We start from the raw sequence: 17,229 nt of genomic DNA, 5'->3' as shown, positions 1-17,229 counted from the left end.
TTAGAGATTATTCTCCATCCAACGACGAACCTTCTTCATCCAACCGTCTGAATCAGATCCGGAATGCATGTTTCTTTGTTCTAGATTTTGTATTTTTGAACTATATTTAATTAGACCAACAGCCGTGGCATATTCAGGTGAGGAAATTTTATCCACAAGTCCACTAAGGCCTGCTGGTTTCGCACGACCGACTGACAGGCGCAATACTTCTTCGGCAGTAGCTTCAATCCCTTGTAAAAGCGAAGTTCCGCCGGTAAGGATCACTCCTCCCGCCAAACTAGACTTAAATCCTGACCTTACGAGTTCATGATCAATCATCTCTAAAATTTCGCGAACCCTTGGCTCTAAAATTTCAACGAGTTCTTGGCGAAAGACAGAACGTGCAGGCCTTCCTGAAATCGAAGGGATTTCAAATTTTTCCGTAGGGTCAACCATATCGATTCTTGTATGGCCATAACGTTTTTTGATGACTTCAGCTGTTTCCACAGTGGTTTTTAAACCAATGGAAATATCGCTAGTGATATGAAACCCACCAAAGGGAACTACGGAGGAAAAAGCAATTCCCCCATCCACATAGATAATGATATCACAGATTCCGGCACCAATATCAATGACAGCAGTTCCTAAATCTTTTTCACCTGATGTGAGGATGGCCTCTGAAGAAGCAAGACTGGATAACACTCGATCCATTTGCAAAAGACCTGCTTGTTCCACACAACGATCAATGTTGTTGAGAGCTGTATTCCCACAAGATACAATATGTACTTCTGCCTCTAAACGAACCCCAGTCATCCCAATGGGATCTTTGATATTAACTTGGTCGTCCACCTTGAATTCTTTTGTGAGAACATGGATGACTTGTTGGTCGTTAGGGACATGTACTGCTTGGGCTGCTTCCACAACTCGCATGATATCGGTTTCAGAAACAATCCGTTCTCTGTTTGTTACAGCGATGATTCCTTTTTCATTGAATCCATACACTGACTTTCCAGAAACATTAACCACAACGGCATTTACTTCTTGGCCAGCCATTAGCTCTGCATCACCAAACGCTTCTATGATGGATTTGGTAGTGGTTTCAATATTAACAATGGAACCATTTTTGATTCCAGCAGAAGGATAAACTCCCGTCCCAATAATTTCAATTTCATGATCCCCAACAAGTCGTCCAATGACAACTTTTACAAGTGAGGATCCTAAATCCAAGGCCGTTATGATAGGTACATCATCATAGCTCATATTAGTGGTAAATTGCGTCCTCTCCTCTTAAATCAATAGAAACTGCTTTTACAGATTCAGTTTCCATATAAGCCAAGGATGCATATAATTTGCGAAATACATTTAACTCTAACTTATCACCTAAATAAACTTTTATAGAGTTTGGTGATTTTAGGTACATAGTAAAATTGCCGTCACGTTCAGCGACAAGTTCTGAAATTCTGGATTTAAGTGTTGGGTATAAGGAGATAGCCTGTCGCATTTCTTTGGTGATATCAAAAATTTGTCTGCCTTCTAGTTTGTTTTCCCCCACGGTGAACTGCCCACTAATCACAATTAAATGATCAGCTAACACTCGATCTCTGGAAAGTATCTCCAGATCTTCATTCACTTCATACAGGGAACTTCCTACATGTATGACAAATTCGGCGACTTTCTCCTGTACATTGATATTTAAAAATCCATCAGGGTCTCTTGTGATTCTTACCTTACGAATCCTAGGATGGTTTGCGAGTTTTTTCTCCCAATCCTTCCAATCTCCTATCTTTGGTGATTCTGGATCCACATCTAGAAACGTGAGAATCAAATTGGGAGAAAGAACCACAAGCCCTTCCCATTCCAATCGAACCACTGGCTTCGCGGGTTTAGCCCAGCGAAAGATCAGTCCCAGAGCCACAAGGCCCAAAAAAACAAGCAGAATGGGAACCACGCGCCCAAATCGTTTTTCTTTGATTTCTTGGGGAGTGTCAACCATATATTGATTATGTCACATAGTAAGGCTGTTTGGAAAGCATTAATATAACTAGGAAATTGAGAGGGTACAAAAAAAGGTCAGGCGAACCTGACCTTTCTCACAAATCTCAAACGGGTGTTTGAGGTTGATTAGTTTTGTGCTACCAACATGGACTTTTGGCTTAGGTCCATGGAGACAGTGCGGTATTTTTGTGCTTCTTTTTCGAGAGCCTCAGCACGGCGAAGAAGTTCTTTCTTCTCGTTCATTTGGCTAACAATTTTACCACCGCGAGTAGATCCAGCTCTGTCACGAAGTGACTGAGCAAGTTCCACTTTTTCTTTTGCGATATTCGCTAGGTATTCCGAAACAGCAGATTTTTGCGCTGGAGTGGTTGCTTGTTCAATCATAGCAGTCTCCAAAAGCTCTAATCTTTCGTTTGTATCTAAAGCTTGAAGGTTTGCTGTTGCAAGTCCGAAAGCCAAGATCCCTGTTGCGATAATCTTTGTTGTTTTCATGTGATCCTCTCTAGAGTGGGAACCTCTTTTTCCGATTCCCTATTTGTATTCTATGACTCTAAAACTCTTCTCGTTAGGATTAAATTCAATCGGAAATTATAGAAAATTTCCCCATTTGGAGCCCAAAAAAAGAAAAAAAGAAGAATCCGGATTAATTTTAATCAAAACGAGATTAAAATTAATCATCTTGCCCTATAATCAGGTACAAAAGAGAACTTTGGGAAACCTTAGGGCATAAAAAAACCCTCCGCGAAGGAGGGTTTTGTAAAAAATCAAAAACTTGGGATGAGGTTTTTGATCAGTATTTGGTCTTTGTATAACTCAATTTTTTATTGAGGATGATGTCCACATTGGTCACTTCCCCAGGTTGTACCTGAATCTCTGAGTTCTCTAACTTCATTTCTTCCATGAAACTAGCTCGGATTTCGTATTTCCCCGGTTTTAGGTTGGTGAACCAAAAATATCCATCTTTGTCTGTGGTGACCTTGAAGATTTGGTTTGTGGAAACCACTGTCGGCATGTAGATGGGGTGTTTTTCAATCGGATTGTCCAAGGTTTTGTAAAACACTCGGCCCCGAATCGCACCAAATCCATCCATAGAATTTACTGCATCTACAGTCACAGTCTGTTTTGGGAGAACTGCCGTTGCTGTTTTGTAAATCGGGTATTTGTCTGCACGGATTTCGATTTGGTGTACTCCGGCAGGAAGATTGTCTATTTTTACATTGTAGATATCTCCCTGAATGAGAGTTCCGTTTTTGGTTACAGATCCCCAGATTTTGGATTTCTCAGTAGTGACTTGAGAAGTGTATTCCTGGTCATCCACAAGAACCTTGATCGACCTTACTTTGTCTTCAGCAGGGGAAGATTTTAGTTTTCCCTGTTTGTTCAGGAGGTCATAAGGAGATTTTGTAGCCGCTCCCCCATAAGACTTGTCTTTGATGATGGAGGTACGAATGAGAATGCTTCCCGTAGTGACAGAAGGCGGTGCCGGCGGTTCTACCTCAACAATGGGCGGAATGACCACTGTTGTATCGTTGGCAGGAGTTGGTTCCGGCTCTGGTGCCACAGGAGGAGTTGTTGTATTCGTATTTGGAGTGGTGGTTTCTACCGGAGTGATCGGAACGTTCACCACAACATTGGGTGGTTTCGGCGGAGGGGTTTGTGGTTTTGGAGATCCTGATAAAAAGATTCCTGCCGCATTCCCAGAAACTTGCGGGGTCTGTTCGTGGTTGAACTGGCGCGCCATTTTGACAGTATCTTCTTTGGCAACAAAGAAGGCTTCAAGGGCAGTCACCACGCTATCTTTGTTTAAATCCCCTTTTTCCAGAGCATTTCCAAAGTTATAAGTAAAGATACCATGATTGATGGTTCCACCCACTTCGATGGAAGTTTGGTCATCGTCAGAGGAAGAAATGACAGCTTTGTCTTGGAAAAAATAGTCCTCAGCATTTTGGCGGACTACCCCATCGTTCCCTTGGGCAATGGGGATTTCTGCGGCACCACGAGTGTTTTTCCCTTTTTTGGCAATCCCACCGGAATAACAACAATCCATCACAAGTACGGTTTTTTGGGATTTGATTTCTGTTAAAAATTCATTTAACTCTTCATCGGAGATATGCGGGCGATCGTAACAAATGAGATAGTTACGCATTCCGTTTTTTGCTTTCGCATCTTTCATATACATTCCATGGCCGGAGAAGTATAAAAAAACTGAGTCCTCTTTGCCGACTACTTTCCCCAATTGGCTGATGGCATTTTTGACATTATCACGAGTGACCATGGAACCTAACAGGACTTTGATATCCTTGAAGTTTCCTTTTTTTTGAATTTTTTCTTTTAAGAAAGTGGCATCTGCTTCACAGAGATTCAACTCAGGGATTTTTGCGGTGTTTCCTTTGTAGTTGGTTCCAATGAACAACGCATAACGGTTTTGCCCAAACACCGGTAATCCGATGAGATAGGCCGTTAGAATACAAACAAATATGTTTCGAAACGAAAACATGATTGGGTTTCCTCTTATCCGAATGGAGTGCCTAATTCTCCATCACCGGAAATCGGAAATCAATTGGATTTTTGTTTGGAATGCAAAAAACGAAACACTTGGGGGATTACAAAATTACGGAATTCTTCGTTTACCCGTTTTTCCCCTTGGCAATCGTAATGGATATTATCTACAAATCTCTCGCTTGGGTAAGAAGAATCAGGAAAGAAAAAAAGGCCTGCATCCGGATTCTCTCGGAAAAAAACTTTTAGGTCACGAAGTAAATCCTGTGATTCCCTTGTGTTTTGCCTTTCCTTTAGCCAAGGCATATAAACGAGTCCAAACCCAATGCCCCTTGCCCGAGTGTATTCGATTAAATCTTTGAGTACCACAAAATCTGGACTTGTGTAAACATAAGGAATCGGATTTTTTAATTCTTCCTCCAATTCCTTACGAACCAGTTGTTTGGAAAACATCACAAGTTCTGGTTTCAATCGATTGGAGATATTGTATTTTCCTAAATGACGAGTGATTTGGTCTTCAATGGTAAGATTGTCCTCTAATTGGGAAGGAGACGGTTTACAAAGGCCCGCTTCTATATTTTCACATGATTCGCAGAAAAGAGACCTTTCTTTGTAATTTTTATCTACTTTCCAATTGGATCCACTGAGTGCATTGCGAATGGCTCCGTGGAAACGGTAAGATTCGTATAACAAAGGTGCTGCTTTGGATAGAATGAACAATCTTTCCACACCTGAATATTGTTCGGAAAGTTCAGAATAAGTAAATTGGTGTAAGTATCTATGACCAAAAAATTCCCAAAGGATTTGGTTGAAGTCTTCTTGTTTTCCACTGTAACTCACAATATTACTTGGTGCCGGAGTTCGAAAAAAATTCTTTTCGATTCCTTCGTTCCACCTGCGGTTCAAATAAGTAGAAACGGATTCGTTTTCCTTAACTTGTTTTGCATCTGGATCATACAGCGGTGGGCCGTAACCCGTCGAATAGAGTTTAGGTGATGCGGCAAACAAAACCATTTTTGGCTTTGTATTTCCTTTTTGTAAGTATTTATCCAAAAAGAAACGGTAGTATTTTGGCCCCATCGCAGGTAAACTATGGTTATAAACCGAAAATTCAATTCCCGATTGTTTTGCATATCCCGCAAGGGCCATCGACCTGGAATCACCTAACACAATGATATCGGCATCACCCGTTCCAGATTCCACGAACTTTTTCTTTAAGTTAACAAAAAAGATCTCTGGTTGTTCCAGATAGTGAACTCCGGTAAACCGAACCACAATTTCCAAAACTAAAAACAATAAAAGGGTAATCCCTATTCCTAAAAATTTAGAACGCAAAGTAGATTACCTCCTTTCCAAAAACTCCTCGTGTGAGGATGAGAAATCCCATAAAAAACAAAACAAAAACTTGAATGAGTGGATGAGATAAAAATACCCAATACCTTTCCTTTTTGAAATAGGTGATTCCATCGATGATGAGGAGAGGTAAAAAAATCTTAAAATACTCTTCAAAAAGACCCAACATGTCCTTAACGTTATTATTTGGATTTAAGTCCCAATCCCAAACCATTAAGAATTTTTTCATATAGAGAAACATCATACTGGCATCGTAAGAACGAAATCCAACGGCACTAAATACAACCAGTGTATAAATGAGTAATCTAGAAAAAGTTCCAGAAAGGATACTTTGGATTTTTCCCCATAGAGTCGGCGTGGGTATTTCCAAATCACTTGATTTGTCTTCTTTCTTTTTGGCAAAGGCAACTAGGTAAATGATTGTATAGACACCTTGTAAACAACCCCAAGTGATAAAGGTCCAATTGGCTCCATGCCAAAGTCCCGACAAAAAGAAGATAATGAATAAGTTTCTGTATTGTGCAAACTTTCCGTATTTACTCCCACCAAGTGAAATATAAATATAATCACGGAACCACCTGTTTAGCGTTACGTGCCAACGATTCCAAAACTCTGTTGGTGTTTTAGAAAATTCTGGGGTTTCAAAATTAACGGTGAGTGTGACACCGAGAAGCCTTGAGACTCCAAGAGCAATAAAAGAATAACCAGCAAAGTCACAATAAATTTGTGTTAAAAACAAAAATCCACCAGCAAAAACTTGGGATCCGTCCATGGCTTGGATGATGTCTGGATTTTGTGTATAAAGAGATTTACCAGCTAGGAAAACTTGGTCTACGTATGTGGATAAATTATCCGCAACAAAGACCTTCATAAAGTAACCAAGAAGGATATCATATAATCCTTTTTGTACTCCGTCCCAAGTAGGGAATTTTGGTTTTTTCAATTGAGGAAGAAGGTCCGCGGCCCGTTCGATGGGACCTGCCACAAGTTGTGGGAAATAATTCACAAAAAGAGCAAAATCAAAAAAGTCACGTTCCGCTTTGATTTGTCTGCGAAACACATCAATCGTATAAGACATGGTTTGGAAGGTATAAAAACTAATTCCCACTGGTAAGATGATATTTCTTAACAGATACGTATGGGAATCCGTTACGGCAGTGTAACCCATCCACAAGGACAATTGGTTCCAGGAATCAATGAGATTCACTGCGAAAAAATCGTAGTACTTCATTGTAAAAAGTAGGCCCAAGTTGGCAACAATCGAAACTGATAGATAAAGACGACGACGAACTTGGTTTTCCGTATTCTCAATAAAGATCGCAGCACAGTAGTCGATGATGGTACTAATGAGGATGAGGGTTAGGAAAAACCATTCCCACCATCCGTAAAAAAAATAGGATGCAAGGAGTAACCATAGGTTTTGTGCCCGGTAGGCCCATTTCTGTTTTCCGGCAAACCATCCGAATCCCAAAAAGACCGAATACACGACCAGAAAGAATAACAAAAAGACAAAAGTATTAAAAAGCATCGGTCTTCGTTACAATTTCCGGATCACTCGATTCTGTAAAATTGAAAAAATGAGGGTAAAATGGGGAATCTTATCGTTGACCCTTTCGGATTTACAGAAATCGTGAGAGTTACCTTGGATCTACGTTCGGAACTCAAAACCAAATTCGGTTTTTCGGAATTTCGCCCGGGCCAAGAAGAGGCCATTCGTTCCGTCCTGAGTGGACAAGATACCTTGGCCATTTTACCTACGGGGGCCGGAAAGTCTCTCATCTACCAACTTCCCGCAACCATCCAAAAAGACAAACTAACGTTAGTTATCTCACCTCTCATTGCTCTGATGAAAGACCAAACGGAGAGTTTGCTTGCCAAAGGAATTCCTGCTGCGTTTTGTAATTCCACCCAAGACGAAGTCGAACAAATGACGATCCTTGCCAAATCGGTAAAAGGAGAAATCCGAGTCCTACTCGTTTCACCAGAGAGAGCCCTTTCGAATGGATTTTTACATATCTTTCGGGAATTGGATTTGTTTGCCCTGGTTGTGGACGAAGCCCATTGTGTTTCGCAGTGGGGTCATGATTTTCGCCCCGAATACCGTCAAATCCATGTTTTGCGGGAGCGCCACCCTCGTCCTAATTTTCCAATCCTTGCACTAACTGCCACGGCCACAACCAAAGTCCAATCCGATGTTCAAGCAGCATTGGGAATGAAATCACCCAAAGTGGTGCTTTCTACTTTTTATAGACCCAATTTAAAATTCAGTGTGGAATATCCGGCTGCCGAAAGGGACAAAGCAGATCGATTGATCGAACTATTAGAACCTTGGAAAGATGGAAGAAAATTTCCGGGTCGAGCCATTGTTTATTGTGCCACAAGAAAAAAAACAGACGAGGTTTATGAACTTTTAAAAGACTTTGGATTCTCTGTTGGAAAGTACCATGCCGGTAGAACCGATGGGATTCGAGAACGAACACAAAATGCCTACTCTTCTGGAAAAGTTCCCATCCTTGTTGCCACCAATGCCTTTGGAATGGGGATGGACCAACCTGATGTTCGTTTGGTGGTACATTACCAAGTACCTGCTTCTTTGGAAGCCTATTACCAAGAAGCGGGCCGTGCGGGAAGAGACGGACTAAATTCGGAATGTGTTTTGTTTTTTAAATCGGGTGATGTGGCCACACAAGCCTTTATGTTATCCAAAGAAACCAATTTCAAAGGTGGGGATACTCTTCTTAAGTATATTAAGGAATATGCAAACAAAGAAGAATGTAGGCAAGTCCAACTCTGTTCTTATTTTGGTGAATCCATTTCTCTTTGTGGAAGTTGTGATATCTGCACTGAGACAGGAACCAATCTCCATCGTACTCATTTTTTAAAATCGGAAGCGGCAAAAATTCAAAAGAAAAATGAAAAAAGAGATTATCCCCTTTCTGATTGGGAAGAAGAAACCATTCAAAATTTTTTAAAAGAACATCCGGCTGTATTTGGAAAAACCATCATCGCTAAAACTCTTGTAGGCAAACGTACAAAAGATGTACTCCGCTACCGAATGGAGAGAAATCCCTTTCATGGAAAGTTGGATGGGATTCCCGAAGAAGCAGTGGTGGCAAAATTAGAAACGTGGGTGGAAGATAAAAAAGTTTTGGTGGCCGGATCCAAATACCCAAAATTATATTTACCCAATTTTGCAAAAACCAAATCAAAAATTTCCTCATCTAACTCTGATGATACGAACTCTTCGCCATCAAAATTAAAAAAACCACCCACTCTTCATTCACAAATATTAAAAGAACTCATAAACTACCGAGATCGTAAGGCCAGACAACTCAAATGGAAAAAGTTTATGGTATTTCAAAATCCTGTTCTCAAACGAATCGCCGAAAGAAAACCTAAAAATCTTTCGGAACTAGAAGCCACAAAAGGTGTGGGCCCTGCCAAAGTAGAACGATTTGGAAAAGATATTATCGAAATCTTATCCAAGTGGGATTAAGGAATTATTTTTTTTTCCGTACCTTTGAAACTTACGAACAGGGTTCTAGACTCTCAAATCCAAAGTAAATTCCCTTGAAACTTTCCATGTCTCTTAGAATCTGCAGATTCATAGGGGCAAAATGGAAAAAATTGCAGGGAAGATCGTCACTCACGAAAAGGAATTCGAGGGCACAATCGAATTTGATTCGAATACTGGGCTTATCACAGATGTGAAAGATGGGATCGATCCAGATGCCCGCCAGTTTTCTGATGGTTCAGTGATTTTTCCTGGTTTTGGTGATATCCACATCCACGCAAGGGAAGATGTGAGTGGAAAACATACATACAAAGAAGATTTTATCTCAGCCGGCAATGCTGCCATCAACGGTGGTGTGATCCATGTGGCTGATATGCCAAACAATCCAGTTCCTCCCATTGATGACGAATCCTATGCCGCAAAACAAGCGCTCACCAAGAAAGCTCCCATTCATATTACCTTGTATGCAGGGATTGGACCTCATACAAAACCACTAACAAAAAAAGTTCCTTATAAAGTGTTTATGGGCCCGTCAATTGGAGAATTGTTTTTTCATGACAATGCTTCATTGGAAGAAGTGATCAAACACTATGTGGGCCAAGACATTAGTTTCCACTGCGAAGATCCAGAGATTTTAATTGCCAACCAAACACAACCCACTCATGAATCAAGACGTCCGAAAGAAGCAGAAACTGTTGCCACTGATTTTGCTTTGTATTTGATCGAAAAATACAACCTCAAAGGTAAACTTTGCCACTACTCGACAAAAGACGGTCTTTCTAAAATCATCGCTGCTAAAAAACGAGGAGTGAACGTAACTTGTGAAGTGACACCCACTCATTTGATGTTTGATACAGATATGTTAACAGAAACCAATCACAAATGGTTTCAAATGAATCCACCACTACGTGGCAAAGAAGACCGCGAAGCAATGGTGAGAGGGATTTTGGATGGACATATTGACTATTTAGCAACAGATCATGCTCCCCACTCCATTGAAGAAAAACAAAAAGGAACCAGTGGAATTTCACAACTCGATACCTATGGGTTATTTGTAACCTATATGATACTCAAATTAAACATTCCGATGAAGACCATAGCAAAAATATGTTCCAAAAATCCAGGAGAGTTTGTAGCACCTTACTTACCGAATCAATTTGGGAAAGGGGTTGGGGTCATTAATCAAGGTTATGCGGCTAATTTTTCTGTCTTAAATTTAAAAAAACCAGTTGAATTTAAAAAATCAATGGTTAAAAGTAAGTCCGGCTGGTCACCCTTTGAAGGATTCAGTTTTCCTGGATCCATTGAGGCCGTTTACTTTTTAGGCAAAGAAATACATGCAAAATGAGCCATTAGGCAGTAAAATTCTCTCTGGACTCACAGTTAAGTCTCTCCTTTCGGAATATCCGAATAGCTTTCAAGTTTTAGATTGGGAAGGAAATTTTATATCGGTTACCGAACGTTTTGCTCGATTTTTGGAGTTTGAACCCAAAGAAATTGTAGGCAAATCCATTGTTGACTTTGCTCACGAAGACGACAAAGAGAACACAAAATACACCTTTGATAGTCTAGCTGAAAATCCGCATATTGTAAATTTCGAAAATCGTTTGGTCACCAACTCAAAAGAAGAAGTGTGGATCATTTGGTTACTCATTCCACTACGTGAATCCAAAATCATTTTGGGTTTTGATCGTGATATCACCATCCAAAAAGACATATCGTTTGAATTCCTCCTCCAACAACAAAAGTACAAATCTATCTTTGATAACCTACCGATGGGAATTGCCATCACAGACGAAAAAGGGAAAATTATTGAAACCAATAAAACAGCAAGAACCTATTTCAACATCCAAGATGGAGAACTGTTAAATCGTACTTTAAACATTCGTAAATATACTCTCATCCAACCGAATGGAAATAAAATTTATCCAAGAAATTCGAGTCTTATGCGAGCCCTTCGCCACAAAGAAGTGATTCGTAATTTGGAAATTGGTCTAATCAAAGAAGAAAAAATCACTTGGTTTGATATTTTAGCCACACCAATCCCGATGGAAAACTTTGGACTCGCGGTTGCCTTCCTCGACATCACACAAAGAAGGCACGCGGAAGAAAAAATTGCTTATATGGCATTTTTTGACCAACTCACAAACCTACCCAACCGAAACTCTCTCATTGATAAACTATTTCCCATTTTTGAAGAAGCAAGAAGGCATGGAAATCTTGTCGGAGTTCTTGCAATTGATTTAGATAATTTTAAAATCATTAATGATTCTCGTGGTCACGACTTCGGTGACAAAATCATCAAACTCGTTGCTTATCGAATCCGGGAAAGTATCCGTGTGTATGATTTGATCAGTAGGCAAGGTGGAGATGAGTTTACAGTTGTATTACCCGATCTTTCGAACGAACGTGATGCCGCCGTCATTTCTGAATCTATCTTGGATGCGATGACCCATCCATTTGTCATCGATGGAGAAAGAATTTTTGTTAACATATCAATTGGTATCGCACTTTATCCAACAGACGGAAAAGATTCTAACACTCTTCTAAAAAATGCAGACAGTGCCCTCAACTTGGCAAAATCCCAAGGTAAAAACTGTTATGTATTTTTTACAGAAGAACTACAAACCGTCGTTGCGGAAAGATTAGAAATCGAAAATCGAATGCGAATTGCCATCATCGAAAATCAATTCACATTGATGTACCAACCCAAAATCGATCTTTATACAAAAAAACCAACGGGTGTAGAAGCTCTCATTCGTTGGCGTCATCCGGAACGTGGGCTTATCTCTCCGAATGTTTTTATTCCTATCTCTGAAGAAACAGGAATGATTTTGGCAATTGGAGAATGGGTAATTAAATCAGCCATCCAAACCATGAGGTTTTGGAAAGATGAAGGGATTAGTGATGTTTCGATGGCGGTGAATATCTCCACCAAACAGTTCAAACACGAAAGACTCATCTCTACCATCGCGGAAAACTTAAAACTTTTTAAAGTGGATCCACATGACTTGGAAGTGGAACTCACAGAAAGTTCGGTAATGGAAAATGCTGATGCTGCCGTTCGTACGATGCAAGAGATTCGAAAACTCGGGGCTAAAATCGCCATTGATGATTTTGGAACGGGATACAGTAGTTTGGGATATTTGAAAAAACTCCCCATTTCTTCCTTAAAAATTGACCGATCTTTTGTATCAGAAATCACTTCCGACAAAGATTCCAAAACCATCATCCATGCTGTTTCCAACTTGGCACATAACCTTGGTTTGAGTGTGGTTGCCGAAGGTGCAGAAACCGAGGAACAAGTCAGATTACTTGCTGAAAGTGGGGTGGATCTCATCCAGGGATTTTATTTTGCCAAACCGATGACTTCTGAGGATTGCCTTCATTTTCTGAAGACAGAACTTGGAATTTCGGATTGACCCGACCGCTTTCCCGCCGTTTCTATCAATTAAGGATTTCACTTGAAACTTTCAGTTGATTGGTTAAACGAATTTACCCCGCTCTCCCAGATCCCATTTGAGAAGGTTCTGGAAAAAATTAATACATCCATTTGCGAGATCGATGATGTGGAAGAATTTAAAATCCACCTATCATCGGTTATCACTGTCAAAATCAAATCACTTGAAAAACATCCCAATGCGGAAAAACTTTCCACAACGATAGCTACAGATGGTTCCAAAGATTATCAAATTGTCACTGCGGCCACCAATGTAAAGGTGGGTGACATTGTTCCTTTGGCACTTCCGGGAACCAAATTGGATGGAAAAGAAATTTTAGATTCGGAACTTCGTGGTGTTCGTTCCCAAGGAATGTATTGTTCTGAAAAAGAATTGGGCCTCGCATTAGAATCCTCTGGAGTTTTGATTTTCCCCGCTGACACAAGTCTTGGAATTTCTGTACGCAAACTTTATTTATGGGAGGATACCATTCTCACAATTGATAATAAGTCCATCACACATAGACCAGACCTATGGAATCATTTTGGATTTGCACGTGAACTCGCATCGCAACTCCAATTGCCTTTAAACGACTTTCCATTCCAAACAAATACAAAATGGGAATCGGGAAACGAAGGTTTGGTGGTAGAAAAATCGGATAACGCTCATGCGTATTATGTTTCTTCCATCCAAAATGTAAACATCGCTCCATCGAATACTAAAATCAAATCTAGACTCGAAAAATGTGGAATTCGTTCCATCAACAATGTTGTGGATGTATCCAACTATCTTTTGTTAGAACTTGGCCAACCCACACATTTTTTTGATCGTGAAAAATTAAAATCCACAACCTTCTCAGTTGTAAAATCAAAAGATGGCGACAAATTTCCATTGTTAGATGATACCACTCCCAAATTACAAAAAGACTTACTCCTCATTCAAAATGGAAAAGATCCTGTTGCCCTCGCTGGTGCGATGGGAGGAAAAGAATCTGCAGTAACCGATTCTACAAAAAACATAGTGATAGAATCTGCTGTTTTCAAAAGAGAAGATGTTCGTTATACAATTCGTAAAACAAATATCCGCACAGAATCTGCTGTTCGATACGAAAAAGGATTAGACAGTTACACTTGTTTACCTGTTATCAAACGGGCTGTACAACTTTTAAAAGAAAACGGAAATCCAAATATCAAAGTTTATGAACCACAAGGATTCAACCAAACAGAATCAAAATCAGTTACCATCCAAACAAATCTAAGTTTCCTTCGTCATAAACTTGGAAAAAATATTTCTCAAACTGAAGTCACAGAAATATTAAACCGACTTGGGTTCAAAGTCACAAACAAAGACGAAGAACTATCCGTCCTTGTTCCAAGATTCAGACAAAATTACGATGTGACCATCCCCGAAGATCTTGTAGAAGAAATTGGAAGAACCATTGGTTATGCTTCCATCAAAACCGAAGCACTTTCTATGGCAGTGGAAACACCAATACGTAATCCATTACGAGAATTAGAAAGAAGAGTGAAAAACTTCCTCGCTTTAGAAGTGGGATTCAATGAAGTTTATAATTATTCTTTTGCCTCACCTACTGATTCTAAATTAGAATCAAAGGAAGAAAGTTCGTCTTTAAAAATTGCAAACGAAATGCCCGACGAACATTCGTTACTACGAAACAGTTTATTCCCAGGACTTATCAAACAAGCCAAACTAAACCAAGACCGATTTGAGTCTGTTAATTTGTTTGAACTTGGTAGAACCTATCATAAAGAAGGAAAAGGAACGGAACTTGCGGAAGAAAGACGTTGGATGTCTATCCTTTCACTTTCTAAAAACAAACCAAATGATTTATCCGCGGTTGAATTAGAATTTTTACAAGTAAGAGAAACTATTTCCGAACTTTTCCAATATTTAAACCTTCCTAAGTACGAATGGGCAAAAACGAATCGCAACTATTTCCATCCCAACGCTGGACTTGTTTTGTCCTATGATGGAATTGAAATTGCCGAATTAGGAATCCTTCACACACGTTATGCGGACGAATATGATTTAAAACGTAGGGCTATCCTATCTAAAATTAACATGGAAAAGTTAGTGGAAGTATGGGAAAAACAAGGTAGGAATTCACATTTTGTTCCACCGTCTAACTTTCCTCAAGGCCAATTGGATCTTTCCTTACTAATGAACGAAAAAGATACGACAGAATCCTTTGTCACTCTTGTTCGAGGTATGCAAATTCCAGAGTTAGAATCCGTATTTGTTCAAACGATCTTCCAAGGAGAAACGGTGGGGGAAGGTAAAAAATCTGTTACCTATCGATTTAGACTTATGTCCTATGACAAAACGTTTACACAAGATCGATTCAAAGAACTTTCAGATTCCCTTGTAGAAACAGCCAAAGCGAACGGTTATAACTTAAGATAAATTTGTTTTGACAAATCCCGATTTTTATCGGGAAATCATCCGAGTTTATGCGGACACTCCTAACGGTCATTTTGTCGGGTTTGCTATTTTCTTGTTCCCGATTGGAAATTCAAAAATCCATTACCGATGATAGTTTTGTTCCGCAAAAAATCGATTATGCGATCTCTTCTGGCTCGGACATTAATTTTCAAAAACTCCGATGGACACCGATATTTAAAAACAATTTAAGTTTGGGTTTCCAATCGGATCATGTTTATCTTCGGATCAAAGCTACTAACCAAACTTCTGCCAACAAACTGATCTTAGATTTAGGAAATCCACATTTAGATTTTGTACGTGTATATGAAGAAGGAAATCTAGAACCCATCAAAGAAGGTGGAGATTTTATCGCACATTCACACTGGGATGCTTTTTCTAAATCCATCGCTTTCGAATTGGATTGGAAAGAAAATGAAACAAAAACTCTAATCCTGGAAACAAAATCATCATCAAATGTAAGTTACCTGATTCGATTTTATTCCAAAGAAACGTTTTATTTAAAAGAAAATTTAGAAAATACCATTTTGGGATTTTTTTACGGAACCATATTTATTATGGTGATTTATAATTTATTCATATATTTTATCTTAAAAGAAAAGGCATACATTTCATATTCCATATCAATTTTTTTTAATTTGGCCTTACAAATGTATTTGAATGGAATCCTCAATCAGGTAGTCACATTAGACCATCCAGAAATTCACAACCGAATTGGCAGTATCATTGTCACTTGTTCAGCCGTATCAGGTTGGACTTTTGCTCAACAAACATTAAATCTGCGAGAATTAAATCCTTGGTCTCACAAACTCATCCAATCATTAAAAATCATTGTTTTGTTTTATATTTTGATTCCTTATTCCTATTTGCCAATTCCCATTGCCGTTCGTTTGGGTAATGTCATTGCACAGTTATTCGTAGTTTCTGTTCTTGTAGTTGCATTGATCAATTATAGTACAGGAAATAAACAAGCCAGATTATTTCTTTTTGGTTGGATTACCTTACTTTTTGGAATTTTAATGTACACTTTGATGCAAAACGGTGTATTACCTGTAAATCTATTCACCATTTATGCAAATCAAATTGGTTCCACTTTGGAAGCAGGCATTTTATCACTTGCTCTTGCCAACAAAATCAACGAATTAAAAGAAGAAAAAGCAAATACCCAAGCCTTAGCACTAGTGACATTGGAAGAAAAAGTTAGGGAACGAACAAAAACTTTAGATGAATCATTGAACTTGATTAAAAAAGATTTGAATGTTGCTAAAAAAATTCAAAAAACTTTATTTTCCGACATTAAAACAAGCGATCCAAGAATTCATTTTCATTCCTATTACCAATCGATGTCAGAAGTTGGTGGTGATTTTTATGACCTAACACAGGTAAAACCTGACTACTATCGCATCTTTGTGGCAGATGCCACAGGTCACGGAATCCAAGCCGCTCTTATCACCATGGCAATCAAAGCCGAATACGAATCACTCAAAATGATTTATGATCATCCTGACGATTTAATATTTCATATGAACCAAATTTTTATTAACAAGTATAGTAATGTTCAAACAATATTTACTTGTTCTGTCTGTGATATTGATCTCAAAAACAAAATGTTATTTTATGCTTCTGCAGGACATCCCGACCAAATCCATCAGAGAATTCATGACATAAAGTTACTTCCAAGAACTGGAAAAATCATTGGGCTTATGGATCATACCCAATACAGGATCATTGAACACCAAATCGAAGAAGGTGATCGTATTTTCCTTTTTACCGACGGAATTTTTGAACAATTTAACGAAGAGAAAGAACTTTTTGGTGAAGACCGTTTGTATGATATTTTAAAAGAAAACTTAAAGATGAGTTTGGATCATACAATGGCAAAAGTACTCACCGAACTCGCTTCGTTTACTGAAGGAGATGTAAAACAAGACGATATTACATTTATCGGTTGCGAAATTCAAAGTCTAAGTTGATTTTGATATCATGTCC

Annotated in this window: 11 protein-coding genes; 5 read left to right on the top strand and 6 right to left on the bottom strand. The window is 39.1% G+C overall.

Features of this window, described 5'->3' with window-relative positions; translation table 11 throughout:
* The 6 genes from ftsA to EHQ24_RS12965 all read right to left on the bottom strand — a co-directional run bounded on the left by ftsA (window position 1) and on the right by EHQ24_RS12965 (window position 7,354).
* Window positions 1-1,239, bottom strand: a complete 1,239-nt coding sequence (gene ftsA, locus EHQ24_RS12990; protein WP_135602010.1) for a cell division protein FtsA — start codon at window positions 1,237-1,239, stop codon at window positions 1-3.
* A gap of 1 nt (window position 1,240) precedes the next feature.
* Window positions 1,241-1,972, bottom strand: a complete 732-nt coding sequence (locus EHQ24_RS12985) for a cell division protein FtsQ/DivIB (protein ID WP_135602009.1) — start codon at window positions 1,970-1,972, stop codon at window positions 1,241-1,243.
* 128 nt (window positions 1,973-2,100) lie between these two features.
* The gene (locus tag EHQ24_RS12980; protein WP_135602008.1) at window positions 2,101-2,466 is read right to left on the bottom strand and encodes an LIC_10421 family protein; all 366 of its coding nucleotides are present in this window, start codon (window positions 2,464-2,466) and stop codon (window positions 2,101-2,103) included.
* A 298-nt stretch (window positions 2,467-2,764) separates the two neighbouring features.
* Window positions 2,765-4,471 carry a caspase family protein gene (locus EHQ24_RS12975; RefSeq protein ID WP_135602007.1) on the bottom strand — a complete coding sequence of 569 codons (1,707 nt, stop codon included), beginning with the start codon at window positions 4,469-4,471 and terminating at the stop codon, window positions 2,765-2,767.
* 59 nt (window positions 4,472-4,530) lie between these two features.
* Window positions 4,531-5,808 carry a DUF1574 domain-containing protein gene (locus tag EHQ24_RS12970; protein WP_135602006.1) on the bottom strand — a complete coding sequence of 426 codons (1,278 nt, stop codon included), beginning with the start codon at window positions 5,806-5,808 and terminating at the stop codon, window positions 4,531-4,533.
* Window positions 5,798-7,354 carry an MBOAT family O-acyltransferase gene (locus EHQ24_RS12965; RefSeq protein ID WP_135602005.1) on the bottom strand — a complete coding sequence of 519 codons (1,557 nt, stop codon included), beginning with the start codon at window positions 7,352-7,354 and terminating at the stop codon, window positions 5,798-5,800. Before EHQ24_RS12965 ends, EHQ24_RS12970 begins: the two co-directional genes overlap by 11 nt.
* A gap of 60 nt (window positions 7,355-7,414) precedes the next feature.
* Here EHQ24_RS12965 and EHQ24_RS12960 point away from each other — a divergent pair, with 60 nt between their 5' ends.
* The 5 genes from EHQ24_RS12960 (at window position 7,415) to EHQ24_RS12940 (ending at window position 17,213) form a co-directional block, all read left to right on the top strand.
* Window positions 7,415-9,322 (top strand): RecQ family ATP-dependent DNA helicase, encoded by a 1,908-nt coding sequence (locus tag EHQ24_RS12960; protein WP_135602004.1) that lies wholly within the window; start codon window positions 7,415-7,417, stop codon window positions 9,320-9,322.
* 121 nt (window positions 9,323-9,443) lie between these two features.
* The gene (locus EHQ24_RS12955) at window positions 9,444-10,688 is read left to right on the top strand and encodes an amidohydrolase family protein (RefSeq protein WP_135602003.1); all 1,245 of its coding nucleotides are present in this window, start codon (window positions 9,444-9,446) and stop codon (window positions 10,686-10,688) included.
* Window positions 10,678-12,762: a sensor domain-containing protein gene (locus EHQ24_RS12950; RefSeq protein ID WP_135602002.1), complete on the top strand. Its 2,085-nt coding sequence runs from the start codon at window positions 10,678-10,680 to the stop codon at window positions 12,760-12,762. The genes EHQ24_RS12955 and EHQ24_RS12950 overlap by 11 nt, the downstream gene beginning before the upstream one ends.
* A 42-nt stretch (window positions 12,763-12,804) precedes the next feature.
* Entirely contained in the window at window positions 12,805-15,204 is a 2,400-nt protein-coding gene (pheT, locus tag EHQ24_RS12945) for a phenylalanine--tRNA ligase subunit beta (RefSeq protein ID WP_135602001.1), read from the top strand.
* 47 nt (window positions 15,205-15,251) lie between these two features.
* Window positions 15,252-17,213, top strand: coding sequence for a 7TM diverse intracellular signaling domain-containing protein (locus EHQ24_RS12940; protein WP_135602000.1), 1,962 nt, complete (start codon window positions 15,252-15,254; stop codon window positions 17,211-17,213).
* Window positions 17,214-17,229: the final 16 nt, after the last annotated feature.

The organism is Leptospira noumeaensis, from assembly GCF_004770765.1.
Classification (GTDB): Bacteria; Spirochaetota; Leptospiria; order Leptospirales; family Leptospiraceae; genus Leptospira_A; species Leptospira_A noumeaensis.
This window is presented reverse-complemented; position numbering and strand designations above follow the sequence as displayed.